This is a genomic window from Variovorax sp. Root434 (assembly GCF_001426595.1).
Lineage (GTDB): Bacteria > Pseudomonadota > Gammaproteobacteria > Burkholderiales > Burkholderiaceae_C > Variovorax.
Genome location: NZ_LMEK01000025.1, coordinates 398,420 through 418,062, shown reverse-complemented (window position 1 = coordinate 418,062; position 19,643 = coordinate 398,420). Strand labels below are relative to the sequence as shown.

Genomic DNA, 19,643 nt, shown 5'->3' with positions numbered 1-19,643 from the left:
ACCGGCGAAACCATGACCCAGCTGCCCCGCCGCCGCTCCTATGCCTACCTGCTGTGGCTGGTGGGCGGCTTCATCGGGGCGCATCGCTTCTATTTGGGAAGCTACCTGGGCGGCGCGGCGCAGCTGGCGCTGCTGCTGTACGGAATGGCGGGCCTGCCGGGATCGCGTTTCGGCCTGGCGCTCGTCCTGCCGTGGCTGCTGTACGACCTCTACTGGATCCACCGGCGGCTGATGCGGCAGGGCGCGGCCGAGACCGGGAATGAAGATGCTCCGGCCCCCCGCAGCGTCCGCCGCCCCGCGGCGAGCGACGCCAAGGGCTACGATCTCGCCGCCCTCGCCGAAGTCAGCAGGCTGCAGGAGCGCTTCATGGCCGCGGCCGAGGCCGACGACTGGGCCGGGGCCGTCGCCATCGGCGAGCAGGTCGTCGCCAGCGCGCGCCGCGTGTTCAAGGGCCCGCACCAGAACCTCGCGATGAGCCTGTGCATGCTCGGGCAGGCCTGCCACCAGCTCGGCGCCCTCGACAAGGCCCGGGCCTGCCTCGAGGAAAGCCTGTCCATCGGCCGCAAGATCGGCATGCCGGCGGAGGACATGGACATCACCCGCAAGGCACTCGACCAGACCCTGGCCGGCATCGACGCACGCAAGGCCCGCGGCGCGGCATCCGACGAGCAGGGCGCGCTGCTGGGCCTCCTCGAAGACCGCGAAGCGCGCTACCGCGATGCGCTGGCCCAGGGCGACCTGCCGAATGCCGAGAAGCTCTGTGCCGAGGCCGTCGCCTTCAGCCGCCGGCTGCATGGCGGCCCGGACAAGGCCGTGGTGCTCCACCTGTCCAGCTATGCGGAACTGTGCCGTCGGCTGCGCTGGAACGACAAGGCACAGGCCGCGGCCGACGAAGCCCTGGCCATGATCGGGCAGCTCGGCCTCGACGACAGCTGGCGGCGCGGACCGACCAACACCCTGGCGCTGCTGCATGCCGCGGCCGGGCGTTCCGACGAGGCGGAAGCGCTCTACAAGAAGACCATCGCCATGGCGGTTGCCGAGGCCCGGGGCGGCTCCAGCGATGGCGTGGTGCGCGCCTTCAACAACCTCGCGTTCCTTTACGCCGACTCTGGCCAGGACGAGAAGGCCGAGCTCTGCTACGCGCGCGCCCTCGTGCACCTCGACAAGCTCCCGCCGGGCGAAGGCGATGCCGAACTGCATTCCGACATGCTCAACAACTTCGCCGGCCTCTACATGGCGCGCCGCGAATTCGTCCGGGCCAAGGAACTGTTCGAGCGTTCGCTCGACATCCAGCAGCGCGACTGCCGCGGCATTTCCCCGGCGGCCGCCAATGCCCACAACGACCTCGGCCTGATCGCGCAGGAGGAGGGCGACCTGCGCCAGGCGCTGGTGCACTTCAAGCGAACGCTGCTGCTCAACCAGATCTGCTCGCCAGACCACTTCAGGAACATCGACAACGCGCAGCGCAACATCGACAGCGTGAGCATGGCGCTCGCGGCCGTCGCACACGCAGCGCGCATGGAGCCCAGCACTTGAGCATCGGCGCCGCCTTCTACGCCTTCGACCGCTACCGGCTGCGCGCGCTGGTGATCGATCCGTCCACCGTGTCGGACTTCCTGCACTCGCCCGCCGAGCAGGGCGGTCCGCACGACAGCCAGACCGTGGAACAGGCCTGGGACGTGGTGCGCACGCTGATGCCCGAGGCGATGGATGGCGAGGAGTTCGACGGCACCGACTGCCTGGGCTGCATCTACTTCACGGCCGCCCACGTGGAGCGCGCGGCGGCGCGGCTCGCGCAGTGCGACGTGGCGGAACTGGTGGGCCGCTTCACCGGCGAGCCGGCGCAGTTCAGCGAGCTTTACTGGGCCAAGGTCTGGCAGGAAGGCGGGCAGGAACTTGCGGAGTTCATGGAAGGCGTGAAGCGATTCTTCGCCGGCGCGGCCGCAAGGCGTGACGCCGCCGTGTTCTACATCGCCTGAATCGCTAACCCGGCGGCCGCACGGCCGCCACGATCTCGCCCAGCCGCCGCAGCCCCGCATCCACCGCCTTCGAATACGGCCAGCCGCAGTTGAGGCGCAGGTAGTTGTCGAAGCGCCCCGAGTTCGAGAACTGCGCGCCCGGCGCCACCAGCACGTGCTCGCGCAGCGCGGCTTCGAACACGTCCACCGACGAGCGCTGCGCCGGCAGCTCGACCCACAGCTGCAGCCCGCCGCGCGGCAGGTTCAGCCGCGTGCCGGTCGGAAAATATTTGGCGATGGCGTCCGCCGTCTGGTCGCGCTGCACGTGCAGCCGCTCGCGCAGCCGGCGCAGGTGGCGGTCGTAGGCGCCGCTGGCGATGAACTCGCCCGCGGCGATCTGCGCCAGCGCCTCGTTGTTGCGGGTCTGCGCGTACTTGAGCATCTCCACCTGCGCATGCCAGCGCCCGGCGGTGATCCATCCCAGCCGCAGCCCTGGCGCCAGCACCTTGTGCAGCGAGGCGCAATAGATCACGTTGCCCGAGCGGTCCCACGACTTCATGGCGCGCAGCGGCGCGTCGCTCTCCACGAGGTCGCTGTAGGTGTCGTCCTCGACCAGCGCGATACCATGGCTCTCGCACAGGTGCACCAGCCGCTGCTTGTGGGCGTCGGGCATCACGCTGCCGATGGGGTTCTGCAGGTGCGGCACCACCACCACGGCCTTGATGTCGTCGTAGGTGTGGATGGCGAGGTCGAGCGCCTCGAGGGAGATGCCGGTCTGAGGGCTGGTCGGGATCTCCAGCGCGCGCAGCCCCAGGCTTTCGAGCACCTGCAGCAGTCCGTAGAAGGTGGGCGACTCCACGGCCACCGTGTCGCCCGGTTTGGCGATGGCGCGCAGTGCGAGGTTCAGCGCCTCGATGCAGCCGTTGGTGACGAGCACTTCGTCGGGCGGCACCGTCATGCCGACGCGCAGGTTGCGTTGCGCCAGCGCCTCGCGGAACTGTTCGTGGCCTTTCTGCGACGAGGCGGTGGTCAGCAGCTCGGGCCGCTGGCGCAGCGCGCGCGTCATCGAGTTGCGCAGCGCCTCGGCCGGATAGAGCTCGGGGGCTGCGCGGGCGATGGCGAAGTTGAGCTTCACGCCCGTGTGCCGGCCGCGCGCCATGAAGTTGGCCATGCGCGCCCGCATGCTGACGAACTGCGCCGGGTCGGGCGGCACGCCAGCCACCGGCTCTTCCATCGGCGCGATGGCCAGCCGCTGCGGCCGCCGCACGAAATACCCCGAGCGGTCGCGTGCCTCGACCCAGCCGTCGCTCTCCATCGCGCGGCAGACCTGCAGCGCGGTCGACAGGCTGATGTCGTGCAGCCGCATCAGGCTGCGCAGCGACGGCATCTTGTCGCCCTGCTTGAGCGAGCCGATGTGGATCGCGTCCACGTAGTGCGCTGAGAGCTGGCGGTAGAGCGGTAGCGAGTCCATGGCGTCGATGTTCCCCGCATAGGGCATCCAAAAACAGATGCAGTTGCTTGGGAAAATGACCATAACAGATGCGTTTGCGGCCGGACTGTTCCGGTCGCAATAGCCGTGGCGTGTGCCTGTTTTTTGAGCGGCCGGATTTCTACGATCGATACCCGAACCACCGCTTTTCAAGGCACGCCATGATCACCACGCTCACATCCGCACCTGCCTCCGTCATCCTGGAGCCGGGCCAGTCCCTGCGTACCGCCGTCGATGCCGGCACGTGGCTGCAGGTGGCCGAGGGCCGGGTGCGCGTGGTGTCCCCGCCCGGGTGGTTCGGCGAGACGGTGTTCATGGCGCAGGCGGTGCTGGAAGAGGGCGATGTGCATCACCTGGCGCATGGCGGCTGGATCGAGGTGTCGGCGCTGGCGACGGCGCATCTGCGGATTCATGCGCCGGCGGCGGGGCTGGTTTCAGGACCCGAACAGGGCCGGCCGGTGATGCGCTTCGTGCGCTTGCTCACTGGCTGGTGAGCGTCTCATTCCGTGGCGCGTGCGAAGGCCACCGGGTGCTCCCCTCCGCGAATGTCCCCCGGCCTGCGGCCTCCTCCTTTATTTCGCTGCGGGGAGCACCCGGTGTCCTTCGCACATGGACGCAGCAGTAGTGCTGGCCGCACAAGCGCTGCGCTCATCGATCACGTCGATGGGGTGCCTTGCGCAGCGAAATAAAGGGGGAGGCCGAAGGCCGGAGGACATTCGCGGAGCAAGGCACCCCGTCGGCGTGAGCGCGCCCTGAACCGAACCGAACAGACAGTTTCAGCGCTCGCTCGCAGCCTCCCGCAGCGCATCCAGAAAGCTCCGGCGCCACCAATGGATGTCCTGCTCGCGAATGCGAGACAGCAGCTTCTGGTGCCGCTCGCGCCGCTCCTCGAGCGGCATCTGCAGCGCCTGCTGCACCGTTTCGGCCGTGCCGTGCGTGTCGTACGGATTCACCAGCAGCGCTTCCTTCAGCTGTTCGGCCGCACCGGCAAAGCGCGACAGTACCAGCACGCCCGGATCGGCCGGGTCCTGCGCCGCGATGTATTCCTTGGCCACGAGGTTCATGCCGTCGCGCAGCGGCGTCACCAGCCCGACGGCCGCCGCGCGGCACAGCCCCGGCACGCGCTTGCGCGCCACCATGCGGTGGATGTAGCGCACCGGCATCCAGTCGAGCTCGCCGTAGTCGCCGTTGATGGCACCGCACAGCGATTCGAGTTCGCGCCGGATGTCGCCGTACGCATCGACCGTCTCGCGCGTGGGCGAGGCGATCTGGATCAGCGTCGCGCTGCGCCGGTTCTCGGGGTAGTTGGCCAGCAGCTCGCGGAATGCGCGCACGCGCTGCGGAATGCCCTTGGAGTAGTCGAGCCGGTCGATGCCCAGCAGCAGCCGGCGGCTCGAATACTCGCGCTTCATGGTCTCGTACATGTCGCGCGACTCCTTCGCGTGCGTGAGCGCCGCGAACTCGTCGACGTCGATGCCGATCGGGAAGGCGTTGCTGCGCACCGTCTGCCCGTAGGCGCGGTACATGTCGTTGCCCAGGTACTCGCCGTGGGCCTCGTTGCGCACGTAGTGCTCGAAGTGCTGCACGTCCTGCTGCGCCTGGAAGCCGATCAGGTCGTAGGAGAACAGCGAGCGCATCAGCCACGCGTGTTGCGGAATGGCCGCGGTGATGATCTGCGGGGGCAGCGGAATGTGCAGGAAGAATCCGATGCGCTGCCTGCAGCCCATGGCGCGCAACTCGGCCGCCAGCGGGATCAGGTGGTAGTCGTGCACCCAGATGATGTCGTCGTCCTTCAGCAGCGGCAGCAGCTTGCGCGCGAACAGCTGGTTCACGCGCCGGTAGCCGCCGATGAAGCCGGCCTCGAAGTGCGCCAGGTCCAGGCGGTTGTGGAACACCGGCCACAGCACGTCGTTGCTGTAGCCGAGGTAGTAGCTGTCGTGGTCCTCGCGGCTCAGGTCGATGGTGGCCAGCGTGACATTGCCGGCCTGCTGCCTGTGCAACTCGCCTTCGCCGGCCGGGCCTTCCTCGACGATCTGTCCGCTCCAGCCGAACCACAGGCCGCCGCTTTGCTGCAGGCTCTCGCCGAGCGCCACGGCGAGGCCGCCGGCCGCCGGCTTGCGCGGGTCCGCCACGCGGTTGGAAACGACGACGAGCCGGCTCATATGCAGGAATCCCAGGGCGCCGACAGCCGCACGGCGGCATTGATGATGCCGACCATCGAATAGGTCTGCGGAAAGTTGCCCCACATCTCGCCGGTGACCGGATGCGTGTCTTCCGACAGCAGGCCCAGCGGGTTGCGTGCCGCGAGCATGGTCTCGAAGATCTGGCGCGCCTCGGCCTTGCGGCCGATCTTGGCGAGCGCGTCGATGCGCCAGAAGGTGCAGATGTTGAAGGCGGTCTCGGGCTTGCCGAAGTCGTCGGCCGCCTCGTAGCGGCGCATGTAGGGGCCGTCGCAGAGCGACTTCTCCATGGCGTCGACGGTGGAGATGAAGCGCGGGTCGCGCGCGTCGATCAGGCCCACTTCCACCATCAGCAGGATGCTCGCGTCGAGCTCGTGGCCGCCGAAGCTCTCGGCGAAGGCCTGGCGCTCCTCGCACCACGACTTGGCGAGGATCTCTTCCTTCATGCGCGAGGCATGGCCGTGCCAGTAGGCCGCGCGCTCGGGCAGGTTCAGCGCGCGTGCGATCTTGGAGAGCCGGTCGCAGGCGGCCCAGCTCATCAGCGCCGAGCTGGTGTGCACGCGGGCGCGCGTGCGCAGCTCCCACATGCCGGCGTCGGGCGTGCCGTACACGCGCACCGCCTGCTCGCCCACCGCCTCCAGGTGCGGAAACTCCGCCACGCCCGCGCGGCTGAGCAGCCGATGGTCGTGGAAGGCCTGTGCCGCGCCGAGCACGATGTTGCCGTACACGTCGTGCTGGAAGTGCTCCTGCGCCTGGTTGCCCACGCGCACCGGACCCATGCCGCGGTAGCCCGGCAGGCCCTCGACGAAGGACTCGGGCAGCTCGCGCTCCAGCCCGATGCCGTACAGCGGCTGGATGTGCTCGCCGTGCGAGCCGATCACCACGTTGCCGAGCCAGCGCAGATAGTCTTCCATGGTGCCCACTTCGCTCAGCGAATTGAGCGCGCGCACCACGAAGAAGGCATCGCGCAGCCAGCAGTAGCGGTAGTCCCAGTTGCGCTGGCTGCCCGGCGCCTCGGGGATGCTGGTGGTCATGGCGGCCACGATGGCGCCGGTGTCCTCGTACAGCGAGAGCTTCAGCGTGATGGCCGCGCGGATCACCGCCTCCTGGTACTCGAACGGAATGGCCAGGCGCTTGCTCCAGGTGCGCCAGTAGGAGATGGTTTCCTGCTCGAACTTGCGCGCGGTGTCGGCGATGCCGTCGAGCAGCGTCTCGTCCACGCCGAACATGAAGTTGTATTCGCGCGAGATCACGAAAGGCTGGCGCGAGAGGATGTGCGAGATCGAGGCGTCGGTGTTCAGCCGCAGCGTCACGTCGGGCCCGACATAGCGGATGTGGTTGCTGCCGCGCGTCACCTCCTCCGGCGCCACGGCGCCCCATTGGAAGCGCGGGTCGAGCGCCACGCGCACGCGCGGCGCACCGGCGATCGGCCGCACGCGGCGCACCATCATCAGCGGGCGGAAGTAGCGCGAGCGGCTGTAGAAGCGCGGCGCGAAGTCGGTGATCTCGATGCCCTGGCCCGCGCTGTCGAACAGCTGCGTGCGCAGCACCGCGGTATTGGGTTCGTACCACTGCTTGCTGGAGGCGAAGTCCTCGATCTCGATGGCCCAGGCGCCGGCGTCCTCGCCGGGATGCAGCAGGGCATTGAACACCGGATCGCCGTCGAAGCGCGGCAGGCAGCACCACACGGCACGGCCGCGTGCGTCGATGAGCGCGCTGTAGGCGCAGTTGCCGATCACGCCCACGTTCAGCGAAGGCTCGGCCGGCGGCGCGAAGCCGCGCGGTCCGGGCGCGGCGGCGGCCTTCGCATCGACCGGGGCCTTGTCGTCGGGGCCGGCGGCACCGGCCAGCGCCTCGCCTGCGCGGTCTTCGGGAGCCTTCATCAGTTGTTGCTCGCTCATCGGGGGCTCCTCGGGGATTCGGTGTTCTTGTTTCCTGGGGCTGCCAGCAGGTCGCGTGCCTGCACCAGCCACTCATAGACGTCGCGCGGCGAGTCGAGGCGGTGCAGCGCCAGGCTCGGCCCGGAGCCGACCTTGACGGCGATGCCGCCGCGCGGCTGCACCACGGCAAAGCCGGTTTCGTCGGTGGTGTCGTCGCCGAGGAAGACCGGCATTCGGCCTGCGAACGGCGCTTCGGCCATGAAGGCCTCGATGGCGATGCCCTTGTGCACGCCGGTGGGCTTCACCTCGAACACGAACTTGCCGTGCATCAGCTCGAGCTGCGGTTCGTGCGCGATGGCGCGCGACATCGCGTCGCGGCACACCGCCTCGAGCTGCGGCGCGAGCCGGTAGTGCAGTGCGATGGCGGCGTGCTTGCGTTCCACCAGCAGGCCTTCGTGCACGCGCGCGAGTTCGTTGGCGATGTCGAGGATGGACGCGAGATCGGGCGCGCGCTGCTCCTGCATGTGGCCCTCGGCGTTGCGGCGCTGCACGCCGTGTTCGCCGGCCGCGGGCAGGCGCAGCGGGGCCAGGAAGCGGTCGATGGAATCGATCTGGCGGCCCGACACCACGGCGAGCGCACCGCCGAGCAGGTCGCGCAGATCGCTCAGCAGGGGCACGAGGGCAGGGGGAATCTCGATGGCTTCAGGCGTGGGCGCGAGTCCGACCAGCGTACCGTCGAAGTCGAGAAAGAGGGCTGCGTCCCGGCCTAACGGAGGAGGCAACTGCAAGTTGCTGGAGGACTTTGGCATTGGGAAAAACCATAACACGCGACATCATGCGCGCGTGTCGGCAAATGCCGAATCTCCCTTTGGCGTCAGCGGGCGGCCGTTTCAGGTTCGTGCCGGCAGCGATGCCGCGACGGCTTCCACCCGCGCCCGGTGGATCGCCTCGCCGATCTTCGGGCCGGTGGCACCCGACTGCTGCGCAGCCTTCGCCACCGCGTCGGTGGGCACTGCCGCCGCCGTTGCCAGCACCGCGAGCAGGCGCTCGCGCTGCGGGTAGGTCGCGTCGCCGAAGCCGGGCCGGCCGCGCGCATCGCACTCGCAGGCCAGCAGCGCCTCGGCGAAGCGTGCGGGCTTGCGGAAAGCATCGCAGCGCTCCAGCAGGCGCACCAAACCCGTTGCATCGAGCGCGCCGCTGCCGTCGACGTGGCCATGCTCGCGCGCCACCACCTCGGCCAGCTCCCGGATGTCCACCGGCACGCGCCAGCGGTCGCACACCTGCTGCAGCTGCGGTTGTCCAACGCTGCGCATGAGGCAGGCGAAGCGCACCGCCAGCGAGACCTGCAGGCGCGCACCGGCATCGATGGCCGCCATGGGTTGCGTGCCGGTTTCGATCCCGGGCAGCAGCACGGCCAGCGCGCCGCAGTCGCGCAGCACCTCGAACATGCGCGAGGGATGCGCTTCCATCAGGCCGCGCGACAGCTCCTGCCACACGCGTTCGGGCACCAGCGCATCGGCCTCGCCGGCCGCGACCATCTCGCGCATCAGCGCCATCGTTTCCGGGGCGACGGAGAAGTCGTCGAAGCGGGCCGCGAAGCGCGCCACGCGCAGGATGCGCACTGGGTCTTCACGGAAGGCGTCGGTCACGTGGCGCAGCACCTTGTCGCGCAGGTCGCGCTGGCCGTGGAAGGGGTCGGCCAGCGCGGCGGGCGTGGGATCGAAGCGGCCGTCGGCGCTCACCAGCTCGGCCGGCAGCGCGATGGCATTGACGGTCAGGTCGCGGCGCGCGAGGTCCTGTTCCAGCGTGACGTCGGGCGCGGCATGCACGGTGAAGCCGCGGTAGCCCGGGGCGCTCTTGCGCTCGGTGCGGGCCAGCGCGTATTCCTCGCGCGTCTCGGGGTGCAGGAACACCGGAAAGTCGCGTCCCACGGGCAGGTAGCCCCGGGCCACCATTTCTTCGGGCGTGGCGCCGACCACCAGCCAGTCGTGGTCGGACACCGGGCGCTCCAGCAGGCGGTCGCGCAGTGCACCGCCAACGAGAAAAATCTTCATGGGTGCAGTGTAGGGATACTCCCGGGTTCAAAAAATAGAACGGTCGTTCGATAATTTTCGGCGAAGACCGGGTAATCGTTCGTCGACCGGACGAAATCAAGCGGCAGACACAAGCCAGCCCCCGAAACCGCGGAGGGATCTTTCAACCAAAGGAGTAATTCGCATGAAGAAGACGATGTTTGCGCTGGCGACTCTGGGGGCCTTGGCGTCCGGAAGTGCGATGGCGCAACAGGCCGGCGACTGGGTCCTCGGCACCGGCTGGTTCCATCTGTCACCGCAGGATTCCAGCAAGCCGCTGACCGTGACTTCGCCCATTCCGGCCGTGCTGCCCGGCTCCGGCGCAAGCGTCAGCGATTCCGACACCCTCGGCCTCAGCGCCATGTATTTCATCGACAGCCACTGGGCGGTGGAAGGCGTGTTCGGCGTGCCGCCGAAGTTCAGGCTCGACGGCACCGGCACGCTGGGCCGCGTCGGCCAGCTCGGCGAGGCCCGCCAGTGGAGCCCGACCATCCTGGGCAAGTACTACTTCAACGAGGGCAGCGACGCCTTTCGTCCCTATGTCGGCCTGGGCGCCGCCTACGTCTGGTACAGCGGTGTCAAGCTGACCCCGAACCTGCAGGGCGCGCTGGCCAGCCAGTTCCACCAGTCGCCGTTTGCGGTCAACACCACGGCCAAGCTCGACAGCTCGTTCGCACCCGTGGTCAACGTCGGCGTGGCCTACCAGTTCGACAAGCACTGGGGCCTCTCGTTCTCGGTGTCGTACATCCCGCTGAAGACCAAGGCCAGGCTGACCACGACCTCGGTCACCGGCCTGCCGGTGGCCACCAGCGAGGCCAGCCTGAAGCTGAACCCCATCGTGACCTACCTCGCGGCCACCTATCGGTTCTGACCTGCCGCCTGTCTCGAGGACCCTAGCGCCGTGTGCGGTAGGGCTCTTCGAATGGCAGGAAGTCCTTCTCCGCCAGTGCATCGTCGATCCAGGCCTTGACGCCCGGCAGCGCCTGCACGCGCTCGATGTAGGCCGTGATGTGCGGCGGCACCGGCAGGCCAAAGGTCTTGATGCGCGTGCCGACCGGTGCGAAGTAGGCGTCGGCGATGCCGAACTGGGCGCCGAACAGCATCGGGCCGCCGTGCGCCTCCAGCAGGCCGCTCCACATCTGCACGATGCGCGCGAGGTCGCTGGCGACTTCAGGCACCTCCTTCATCAGCCGCGCACCCACTTCGGGCAGCGAAGCCTCGATGTTCATGCCGCAATGGTTGCGCAGGCCGCCGAAGCCCGAATGCATTTCGGCACAGACGCTGCGCGCGCGCGCACGGTCGGCCACCGACCGGGGCCAGAGCTGCTTCTCGGGGAAGGCCTCGGCGAGGTATTCGGCGATGGCCAGCGTGTCCCAGACGACGAGGTCGCCGTCCACCAGCACCGGCACCTTGGCCACCGGGTTGAGTGCGCCGATGGTGTGCTTGAACTGCGAGTCGGCCTCGAACGAATCGAAGCGCAGCACGACTTCCTCGAAGTCGATGCCGGCCTGCTTCATCAGCACCCACGGCCGCATCGACCATGACGAGTAATTCTTGTTGCCGACATAGAGCTTGCGCATGAGAGGGGCCTCCGGTTCGTTGCGGGGATTCGGGGAAAGCCTTCGATGCTAGCCGGGCGCTGCGCCGCGATTGATGCCGAACGCAGCGCGAATTGATGCGGGGGCGCCGCGCTCAGCGTTTGCGGGCGTCGCCGCCATCGCCCTTCGTCGGACCGCCCATGCGCTCGATCAGGCTCACGAGGTGCGGCACCAGCGCCAGCACGGCGAGCGCGAGCAGCGCGCTCAATATGGCGGTGGTCTCCCGGCCGAGCCCGCAGGCCATGCCGATGGCGGCCGTCATCCACAGCCCCGCGGCGGTGGTCAGGCCCTGCACATGGCTCTCGTCCTTGCCCTGCTTGAGGATGGTGCCGGCACAGAGAAAGCCCACGCCCGCCACCAGCCCCTGGATCACGCGGCTCATGTCGGCTGGCACGATGCCGGTCTGCTGCGGGATCAGCACGAACATCGCCGAGCCGATGGCCACCAGCATGTGGGTGCGCACGCCCGCGGCCTTGCCCTGCTGCTCGCGCTCGAAGCCGAGCACGAAACCCAGTGCGCCCGCGAGCGTGAGGCGCAGCACGATGCGCGTGATCTGCGCGACGTCGGCCGCGTCCGAGAACTCGGACGCGATGGTGGCGAGGACCTCGTCGCGCCAGCTCATCGGGCAGGCCTCAGGGCAGGTCTTTGTTCGGTTCCGGCTCGGCCGCGTCGCGCGGACCCACGCGGCCCAGGCGCTCCTTCAGCGACTGCGGCCGGCCGCTGATGATGGTGGCGTAGTTGGTGGTGTTGGCCAGCACCTTCTTCACGTAGTCGCGCGTCTCGGTGAACGGCACGTTCTCGGCCCAGATGGCCGCGTCGAGCACCGGCCCGTTGCGCCAGCTGCGTGGGCGGCCGGGGCCGGCGTTGTAGGCGGCAGCGGCCAGCGCCATCGATCCGTCGAAGTCGTCGAGCGCGAGCTTCAGGTAGTTGGTGCCGATGGTGATGTTGGTCTCGCGGTCGTTGATCTGGCCGGGCGAGAAGTCCGACATGCCGATCTTGCGGGCCGTCCAGCGCGCGGTGGCGGGCATGACCTGCATCAGGCCCGAGGCGCCGACGCCGGAGCGTGCATCCATGATGAAGCGGCTTTCCTGGCGGATCAGGCCGTACACGTAGGCCGGGTCGAGGCCGATGTCCTGGGCCTTGCGCAGCACCGTGTCGTGGAAGGGCATGGGAAAGCGCTGCTCCACGTCGACCACGCCCTTGGTGCGCTCGCTGGTGTTGATGCAGCGGTCCCACACCTCGCGCTGGCAGGCGAGGTCGGCCGCGGCCAGCAGCGCGCGGTCGTCCATGCCGCCCTTGTCGTGCAGGTTGGTGGCGTAGTTCCACTCGCGCGTGCCTTCGGGGCGCAGGCCCATCGCGATGGCGTAGAGGCCGCGGGCGAGCGCCGGGTTGTTGCGCGCGGCGGCCTTTTCCTCGGGCGTGAGCGGGGCGGGGCGCGTGGGCACCACGGTGCGCTGGCCGAGTTCTTCGAGCGCCAGCATTTCGTAGAAGCCGCGCGAGCCGGCGATGCTCTGGTAGAGCTCGCGGGCCTGGGCGCGGCGGTCGTCGCCGCCGATGCTGGCCAGGGCGCGGGCCTTCCAGTAGACCCAGGTCGGGTCGAGCTGGGCGGTTTCGCTCATGGCGTCGATGGCGGGCGCCACCTCTTTCCACTGGCCCGCGCGCAGCGCGGCGCGCACGCGCCAGCCGAGCATGTCGTCGGACAGGTCGCCGTTCTTCGTGACGTTGGCGAAATAGCTGCCGGCCTGCGGCCACAGCTTGATGGCGGCGGCGCGGCCGATGGTGCCCCAGAGCCAGTTGCGCTCTTCGGCCGAGAGCATCGGGCCCCACTTGCTGTCGAGCTGCGAGGCGGCCAGTTCGGGATCGGCAATGGCGACCTTGATGAGCGCCAGCACCACCAGCTCCTTGCGCGACTTGGCGGCCACGAAGGCGCGGCCGGTCAGGAACTTGGCCGAGCTGGCGTTGAGCTCGTCGAACAGCGGCAGCGCATCGGGCGCGGCGATGTTGACGGCGGCGCGCGCGGCCTGCGGGCGGTTGGCCTCGATGGCCAGGCGGGCCTTCTTCCAGACGTCGTTGGTCGACATCAGGCGGGCGGCGACCATGCGGTCCGCGGCGGTGAGGCAGCCGTCGTCCAGGTCTTTCTGGGCGAACCAGCTGCGACGCACCTCGTCGGCCTGCGCCTGCGTGGCGGTGCCGCTGCGCAGCGTGTCGACCAGGACCGCGTAGCAGCGCACCTGTGCGTCGTCGCCCATGCGGAAGCCGTCGAGCGAGGCGGAGAAGTTGTCCCAGTCGCGGCGCTGGCCGGTGAGCAGCAGCCAGTCGTTGCGCAGGCGGTCTTCCTGGTAGGTGCCGGGGTAGCGCGCGAAAAAGTCCTGCACTTCGTTGGGGGCGGCTTCCTGCAGGCGTGCCTTGAGTTCCCAGTAGGCGGCCCAGGGTTCCAGCGCATGGCCTCGGGCTTGCGGCAGCAGGGCGGTCAGGCGGGCTTTGTCGCCGCGCTGGAAGGCCTGCTTCATCTGGATCAGCACGTCGTCGTTGGTGTTGCCGTTCTGTGCCGCCGCGGGTTGCTGCAAGAGCAACGCGGCGAGGGCCAGGACAGCGGAAAAAACGAGTGCGGGGGTTGTGTTGCGCGGGTGGGCGCGCTTGGGTGCCAAAATGCTTGGGAACTGCATCGGGGGATTATGGACAAGTCAAAGGATGCCGGCACTTCGGCGACGGCGAGTTTTCTGAAGGATCAGCTGCGCAAGGCATTGATCGCACAACGCCTGGCCATGCCGGACCGGCTGACACGCGCAGACCTGCTGCAGCGCGTGATGCGCATCTGGCTGGTGGGCCGGCCCGACACCGTGATCGGCGCCTACTGGCCGATCAAGGGCGAGTTCGATCCGCTGCCCGCCCTGCACCGCTGGAAGGAAGACGGTGAGCTGATGGAAGAGCCGCAGCGTCGCCGCATCGGACTGCCGGTGATCGACAAGGTCCACAAGACGCTGACCTTCCATGCCTGGTACCCGGGCTGCCAGATGGAAGAAGATGCCTACGGCATTCCCAAGCCCAAGGACACCGAGCTGATCGTGCCGACCCTGCTGTTCGTGCCCTGCGTGGGCTACAGCGCGGGCGGCTACCGGCTGGGCTACGGCGGCGGCTTCTACGACCGCACGCTGGCCGCGCTGGAGCCGCGGCCGTTCACGGTGGGGCTTGGGTTCACCCACGGCTTCCTCGAAGACTTCGAGCCAGAGGCGCACGACTTGCCGCTCGACGCGATCCTCAACGACAACGGCGTCGTCTGGCCAACGAGCTGAGCGGCTCGGTCAGTCGATGTTGTCGACGGTGTCCGGATCGGGCACCTCGCCGATGGTCTCGCGCGTGGTCACGGCCTGCAGCTGCAGCCAGTCGCAGAAAGCCCTGATCTCCGGGCGAAGCGCGTTGCGCGGCCCGGCGATGAGCCAGTAGGACATCGGCGAGTCCATGCGGTGCTGCGGCAGCACCTCCACCAGGTCGCCGTTGGCGAGGCTCTCGGCAATCAGCGAACTGCGAGCCAGCGTCACGCCCTGGCCGGTCAGCGCGGCCTGCACCATCTGGTAGGCGTAGTTGAAATAGAGCCAGCGCTTGGGCTGCGCGCGCTCCAGCCCGTTCACCTCGAACCAGCGACGCCAGGTCAGCCACTCCAGGTGCGTGCGGTGCGCGTCGCCGGCCTCGATCAGCGTGAACCGGGTGATGTCCGCGGGCGTCTTGATGGGCGGGTTGCTCTTCAGCAGCCAGGGGCTGGCCACGGGCGTCAGCGTTTCGCCGAACAGGCGCACGGCGCCGGCCGGCATGCTTTCACGCGGGCCGTAGCGCAGGGCGATGTCCACGTCGGCCACTTCGAGGTCGACCGCGACGTCGCTGGCGTCGATGCGGATGTCGATCTCGGGGTTGTCGCGCTGGAAGGCCTCCAGCCGCGGAATGAGCCACATCGAGGCGAACGAGGCGAAGGTGGTCAGCGACACGCTCTGGCGCCCCGCGCTCTGGCGGATCTGGCGCACGGCCATGTCGATGCGCGGCAGCGACTGCTGCACCGCCAGCAGCAGCAGGGCGCCGGCGCTCGTGAGCTCCACCGCGCGCGTATGGCGCAGGAACAGGGCCACGCCCACCTCTTCCTCGAGCGACTGGATCTGGCGGCTCACGGCCGACTGGGTCAGCGCCATTTCTTCCGCCGCGGCGCGGAAGTTCAGGTGCCTGGCCACCGCCTCGAAGGCGCGCAGGTGCCCGGCGGAGATCGGGCGGGAGCGCAAATGGGTCTGCGAATGTTGCATGGGTATGACTTTGGAGGGCGAGTCGGCGTCCAGGTCGATTGATGCTGAACGCGCATCAGTAGGCTAACTCGTTTTCATTGGACCGCCAACGCCGTAGAAACGATCATTCATTCCCGAACTGCGCTATTGCCTCTTTCTGTCAAGCGCTTCGGCAAAGCCCAAGGAGTTACACCATGTCCACCGCTGTCTGCACCACCGAATCGTTCTCGCCCCTGTCCGTTCCCGCTCGCGCCGCCGCCGTTCCGCCGGCCGTTCGCCGTGGCGCCTGGCAGATCGCCCCCGGCGAGGCAATGAGCCTGAAGGCACGGTCGGCCAGCATCCTGCGGGTCAAGCAGGGCCGGGTGTGGATCACGCCCGACGCCACGCTGCGCAATCCCAGCGAAGACCTGGTACTCGCACCCGGCGAATCGCTGACGGTGGCCGCGGGCCAGCGCATCGTGATGGAGGCGTGGGACGGCTACGGCGCGACCTACAGCTGGGACAACGCCTGATCGACCGTCCGCCTCCAGGAGCTGAAAAAGCGGCCTTCGGGCCGCTTTTCTCTTTTGGGGAATCCAACCGCTCCATTTAGCAGTTGATGTCGAAGCTGGGCCGCAGTTCCAGGAAGTGCCGCAGGGCCGCCTCGCCGTCCAGCACCTGCACGCCGGCCATCAGGTCGAGGCCCTCGCATTCGGCCAGCCCCATGCCAAAGCCGCTGTAGCGGCGGGCCTCCAGGGGCGCCTCGTAGAGCACCCTGACGTCGACGTGGCGCGGGTCCTGCTCGATCTGCCGCATCAGCGTGTCGACGGCCTCGCGCGGGCCTTCCAGGTGGTGACAGAAACGCAGGCCGTCGAACACCAGCAGCCCCGTGATGCCGCGCTCCGCGTTGCGCGCGCGTGCCCGGGAAGTGATCGACCCCACGGCGGCCGGGGACTGGTCCTGGGCCAGCGTGCTGCAGTAAAGGACCTCGTGGAGCGGGAGTTTCTGCCGTTGTTCGTCTGTCATGCGTCTTGCGGGGGGAGGACGTGTGCAGTGTAGGAACCCCGGGGACGCCGCGAAATGTCAAAAGACACAGGCAAACGGCCTATAGTGAAGCGTGAAATTCGAGGACTATCCCGTCGCCGCGTCGCCTCCCCAGGGCATGAATCCGTGCGACCAATGCGCATTGCGCCGCCTCGATGCGTTCCTGCCGGTCTCGGGCGAGGAACTCGCGACCATCCAGGCGTTTCGCGTCGGCTCCCGGCGCGTGGAAGCCGGCAGCTCGATCATCGACGAGCACCGGCGCAGCCCGCAGCTCTTCACCCTCTATGCGGGCTGGGCCTTTCGCTACAAGACCCTGAGCGACGGCCGGCGGCAGATACTGAGCTTCCTGCTGCCCGGCGACTTCCTTGGCCTGCAGGACGAGTTCGCCGACGGCCACACGCACGGCGTCGAGGCAGTGACCGACGTCACGCTGTGCGCGTTCTCGCGCGAGCGGCTCTGGGAGCTGTTCCATGCCCAGCCCAAGCTCGGCTACGACATCACCTGGCTGGTGGCGGGCGAAGAAAAGATGGTCGACGACAGCCTCGTCACCTCGGGGCGGCGCAACGCCGGCGAGCGCGTGGCCATGCTGCTGATGCACCTGTACCGCCGCGCGGAGCGCGTGGGCATGGTGCGCGACGGCTGGGTCGAGTTTCCGTTCAACCAGCAGCACATCGCCGACGCGCTCGGGCTCTCGCTGGTGCACACCAACAAGACGCTGCGGAGGCTGCAGCGCCTGGGGTTCTACAAGATCGACGCCGGCTGGCTGCGCATCATGGAGCCGCATGCGCTGGAAAAGCTGGGCGATTACTTCGAGCGCCCGATGCGTCCCACGCCCTTGATCTGAGGAGACGGGTCCTTCAGCGCGTGGCCGCCAGCTCGCGCAGGTCTTCCTGGTAGGCCTGCAGCCGGCGCACGGCCTGCGTGCGCTGGCTGGCGGTGGTGCTGTTGTGCAGCGCCGCCGTGTTGCGGCAATCTTCCTGCCGTAGCGCCTGCTGATGTTCGCGCCAGGGGCCGGGCGGCGGCTCTGCAATGCGCTGGATGTAGTCGTGCAGCGCGGCGCGCGCCTCGGCGGGCGATGGCTTGCCGGCGACGAAGCCGCGCAGCACCGCCAGTGCGTCCTGCTGGCGCCTGCGGCGCTCGGCATCCGTCAGCTGCGGGTCGAACACCGACTGCGCCGCCTGCTGCTTCAGCAGGTCGCGCTGCTCGTCGGTGAGCCGGCCATAGAAATCCTCGGCCCGGTCGAGGAACCGGTCGTAGCGCTTTTGCTGCACCTGCGCCGGGGTGCGCTCGAGCCAGCCCTTGCGGAATTCGGCGTTGATCTTCGCGTACTTGCGTTCCAGCTGCTGCAGCTGGGCCTCGCTCAGGCTGAGCGCCAGTTCGGTGCCGGCGGGCTCGGCGCGCTCGGTCACGGCCAGCAGGCGCTCGCGGATGCGGTCGGTCATGGCGCATACCTGCGCCGGCGTCACCTCGCCCGGCGCCAGCGCCTGCGCCTCCTGCAGCAGCGAGGCGATGCGCGGCAGCTCGTTCTGCCGGTGCCAGGCCAGCAACTGCTCCAGCTCGTCGCGCACCTTCGGAGTCTGCGCACCGTTGAAGTCCAGGTAGGCATCGAGCCGCCAGTAGCTCACCGTGGGCAGGTTGTTGTAGGCCAGCTTGATCGCGCTGCAGGCGCCCAGGGCGGCGGCAGCAAGCAGCACGCCGATAATCCGCGCCACTGCAGCGCAACGAAATCGGGAAGAAAAACGCATGAATCAAACTCCGCAACAAGACAACCAGGGGCCGGTCGACATCGTCATCATGGCCGCCGGCAAGGGCACGCGCATGAAAAGCAGGCTGCCCAAAGTGTTGCATCGATTGGGTGGCCGCGCCCTGCTGTCGCATGTGGCGGGCACCGCCGCGCGCATCGGTGCACGCAGCGTGGTGGTTGTCACCGGCCACGGCGCGGCCGAAGTCGAGGCTTCGCTGGCCAGCGGCATCCCTGGCGCCACGCTGCGCTTTGCGCGCCAGGAGCCGCAGCTCGGCACCGGCCACGCGGTGCAGCAGGCCGCACCGCTGCTGCCGGACGACGGCACGGTGGTCGTGCTGTCGGGCGACGTGCCGCTGATCGGCGAGGACACGCTGCGTGCGCTCATCGCGGCCAGCGGGGGGCAGCGGCTCGCGCTGCTGACCATCGAGTTCGACGACCCGAACGGCTACGGCCGCGTCATCCGCGCGGCGGGCGGGGGCGAGGTCACCGCCATCGTCGAGCACAAGGACGCAAGCGAAGCGCAGCGCGCCGTGCGCGAGATCTACAGCGGCGTGATGGCCGTGCCCGCGCGTCTGCTCAAGGGCTGGCTCGCGCGGCTGGACAACAGGAACGCGCAGGGCGAGTACTACCTGACCGACGTGGTGAAGTTCGCCGCCGCCGACGGCGTGCCCGTGGTCGCGCACGTCACCGCCGACGCTCTTCAGGTGGCCGGCATCAACAGCCCCGCCCAGCTCGCGGCGCTCGAACGTGCCTGGCAGCTGCGCCAGGCCAACGCGCTGATGGAGCAGGGCGTGCGCCTGGCCGACCCGGCGCGCTTCGACCTTCGCGGCACGCTCGAATGCGCGGGCGACGTGGAGATCGACGTCAACTGCATCTTCGAAGGCGTGGTGTCGCTGGGCGAGGGCGTGCGCATCGGTGCCAACTGCGTGATTGCCAATGCGCGCATCGAGGCCGGTGCAGTGATCCACCCGTTCACCCACGTCGACGGCGAGAAGGCCGGCGTGACGGTGGGCGCGGGCGCACTCGTCGGCCCCTTCGCGCGGCTGCGTCCCGGCGCGCAACTGGGCGCCGAGGTGCACATCGGCAACTTCGTCGAGGTCAAGAACTCGACACTGGCCCCCGGCGCCAAGGCCAACCACCTGGCGTACCTGGGCGACGCCACCGTGGGCGAGCGCGTCAACTACGGCGCGGGCAGCATCACCGCCAACTACGACGGCGCCAACAAGCACCGCACCGTGATCGGCGACGACGTGCACGTGGGCAGCAACTGCGTGCTGGTGGCGCCGGTCACCATCGGTGCGGGCGGCACCATCGGAGGTGGGTCGACCGTCAACAAGTCGACCGAGCCGGGCGCGCTGACCGTGGCGCGCGGCAAGCAGGTCAGTTTCCCGAACTGGAAGCGCCCACAGAAAAAACCGAAGGCCTGATCGCCTT

The 19,643-nt window shown here is 68.8% G+C and carries 19 protein-coding genes; 8 read left to right on the top strand and 11 right to left on the bottom strand.

The window, feature by feature from the left end; genetic code table 11:
- The first annotated feature begins 12 nt into the window (after positions 1-12).
- Both ASD05_RS22720 and ASD05_RS22715 read left to right on the top strand, forming a co-directional pair.
- Positions 13-1,536 (top strand): tetratricopeptide repeat protein, encoded by a 1,524-nt coding sequence (locus ASD05_RS22720; RefSeq protein ID WP_056597352.1) that lies wholly within the window; start codon positions 13-15, stop codon positions 1,534-1,536.
- A complete protein-coding gene (locus ASD05_RS22715; RefSeq protein ID WP_056597350.1) occupies positions 1,533-1,979 on the top strand; it encodes a DUF1877 family protein in 447 nt (148 codons plus the stop codon). The genes ASD05_RS22720 and ASD05_RS22715 overlap by 4 nt, the downstream gene beginning before the upstream one ends.
- A 4-nt stretch (positions 1,980-1,983) precedes the next feature.
- On the opposite strand, the gene ASD05_RS22710 is transcribed toward ASD05_RS22715, so the two are convergent.
- The gene (locus tag ASD05_RS22710; protein ID WP_056597947.1) at positions 1,984-3,429 is read right to left on the bottom strand and encodes a PLP-dependent aminotransferase family protein; all 1,446 of its coding nucleotides are present in this window, start codon (positions 3,427-3,429) and stop codon (positions 1,984-1,986) included.
- A gap of 179 nt (positions 3,430-3,608) precedes the next feature.
- Between ASD05_RS22710 and ASD05_RS22705 the strand changes: the two genes are divergently transcribed.
- On the top strand, positions 3,609-3,941 hold the full coding sequence (locus ASD05_RS22705) for a hypothetical protein (RefSeq protein ID WP_056597348.1): 333 nt from the start codon (positions 3,609-3,611) through the stop codon (positions 3,939-3,941).
- A 282-nt stretch (positions 3,942-4,223) separates the two neighbouring features.
- Here the strand turns inward: ASD05_RS22705 and otsA are convergent, their stop codons facing one another.
- From otsA to ASD05_RS22685, 4 genes are all read right to left on the bottom strand, one after another.
- A complete protein-coding gene (gene otsA / locus ASD05_RS22700; protein ID WP_056597346.1) occupies positions 4,224-5,609 on the bottom strand; it encodes an alpha,alpha-trehalose-phosphate synthase (UDP-forming) in 1,386 nt (461 codons plus the stop codon).
- A complete protein-coding gene (locus ASD05_RS22695; protein ID WP_056597344.1) occupies positions 5,606-7,528 on the bottom strand; it encodes a glycoside hydrolase family 15 protein in 1,923 nt (640 codons plus the stop codon). Before ASD05_RS22695 ends, otsA begins: the two co-directional genes overlap by 4 nt.
- Positions 7,525-8,316 (bottom strand): trehalose-phosphatase, encoded by a 792-nt coding sequence (gene otsB / locus ASD05_RS22690; protein ID WP_056597342.1) that lies wholly within the window; start codon positions 8,314-8,316, stop codon positions 7,525-7,527. The genes ASD05_RS22695 and otsB overlap by 4 nt, the downstream gene beginning before the upstream one ends.
- Positions 8,317-8,397: 81 nt before the next feature.
- Positions 8,398-9,561, bottom strand: coding sequence for a hypothetical protein (locus ASD05_RS22685; protein ID WP_056597340.1), 1,164 nt, complete (start codon positions 9,559-9,561; stop codon positions 8,398-8,400).
- 163 nt (positions 9,562-9,724) lie between these two features.
- Between ASD05_RS22685 and ASD05_RS22680 the strand changes: the two genes are divergently transcribed.
- Positions 9,725-10,450: an OmpW/AlkL family protein gene (locus ASD05_RS22680; RefSeq protein ID WP_056597338.1), complete on the top strand. Its 726-nt coding sequence runs from the start codon at positions 9,725-9,727 to the stop codon at positions 10,448-10,450.
- Between the two features lie 22 nt (positions 10,451-10,472).
- Here the strand turns inward: ASD05_RS22680 and ASD05_RS22675 are convergent, their stop codons facing one another.
- From ASD05_RS22675 to ASD05_RS22665, 3 genes are all read right to left on the bottom strand, one after another.
- The gene (locus ASD05_RS22675) at positions 10,473-11,159 is read right to left on the bottom strand and encodes a glutathione S-transferase family protein (protein WP_056597336.1); all 687 of its coding nucleotides are present in this window, start codon (positions 11,157-11,159) and stop codon (positions 10,473-10,475) included.
- A gap of 112 nt (positions 11,160-11,271) precedes the next feature.
- A complete protein-coding gene (locus ASD05_RS22670; RefSeq protein WP_056597334.1) occupies positions 11,272-11,799 on the bottom strand; it encodes an MgtC/SapB family protein in 528 nt (175 codons plus the stop codon).
- A 10-nt stretch (positions 11,800-11,809) separates the two neighbouring features.
- Positions 11,810-13,843 carry a lytic transglycosylase domain-containing protein gene (locus ASD05_RS22665; protein WP_056597331.1) on the bottom strand — a complete coding sequence of 678 codons (2,034 nt, stop codon included), beginning with the start codon at positions 13,841-13,843 and terminating at the stop codon, positions 11,810-11,812.
- 9 nt (positions 13,844-13,852) lie between these two features.
- On the opposite strand from ASD05_RS22665, the gene ASD05_RS22660 reads away from it, so the two are divergent.
- Entirely contained in the window at positions 13,853-14,470 is a 618-nt protein-coding gene (locus tag ASD05_RS22660) for a 5-formyltetrahydrofolate cyclo-ligase (RefSeq protein WP_056597329.1), read from the top strand.
- A gap of 9 nt (positions 14,471-14,479) precedes the next feature.
- Here the strand turns inward: ASD05_RS22660 and ASD05_RS22655 are convergent, their stop codons facing one another.
- A complete protein-coding gene (locus ASD05_RS22655) occupies positions 14,480-15,463 on the bottom strand; it encodes a LysR substrate-binding domain-containing protein (RefSeq protein WP_007831501.1) in 984 nt (327 codons plus the stop codon).
- 173 nt (positions 15,464-15,636) lie between these two features.
- Between ASD05_RS22655 and ASD05_RS22650 the strand changes: the two genes are divergently transcribed.
- Entirely contained in the window at positions 15,637-15,954 is a 318-nt protein-coding gene (locus tag ASD05_RS22650; protein ID WP_056597326.1) for a DUF2917 domain-containing protein, read from the top strand.
- Positions 15,955-16,030: 76 nt separating this feature from the next.
- Here ASD05_RS22650 and ASD05_RS22645 read toward each other — a convergent pair whose 3' ends face one another.
- Positions 16,031-16,447, bottom strand: coding sequence for a BLUF domain-containing protein (locus ASD05_RS22645; protein ID WP_056597324.1), 417 nt, complete (start codon positions 16,445-16,447; stop codon positions 16,031-16,033).
- Positions 16,448-16,538: 91 nt separating this feature from the next.
- Here ASD05_RS22645 and ASD05_RS22640 point away from each other — a divergent pair, with 91 nt between their 5' ends.
- Complete coding sequence (locus tag ASD05_RS22640) at positions 16,539-17,309, top strand: Crp/Fnr family transcriptional regulator (protein WP_235508065.1); 771 nt, start codon at positions 16,539-16,541, stop codon at positions 17,307-17,309.
- 13 nt (positions 17,310-17,322) lie between these two features.
- Here ASD05_RS22640 and ASD05_RS22635 read toward each other — a convergent pair whose 3' ends face one another.
- Positions 17,323-18,210, bottom strand: coding sequence for a DUF6279 family lipoprotein (locus ASD05_RS22635; RefSeq protein ID WP_056597320.1), 888 nt, complete (start codon positions 18,208-18,210; stop codon positions 17,323-17,325).
- Between ASD05_RS22635 and glmU the strand changes: the two genes are divergently transcribed.
- Positions 18,209-19,636 (top strand): bifunctional UDP-N-acetylglucosamine diphosphorylase/glucosamine-1-phosphate N-acetyltransferase GlmU, encoded by a 1,428-nt coding sequence (gene glmU / locus ASD05_RS22630; RefSeq protein ID WP_056597318.1) that lies wholly within the window; start codon positions 18,209-18,211, stop codon positions 19,634-19,636. The two genes, ASD05_RS22635 and glmU, sit on opposite strands and share 2 nt — an antisense overlap.
- Positions 19,637-19,643: the final 7 nt, after the last annotated feature.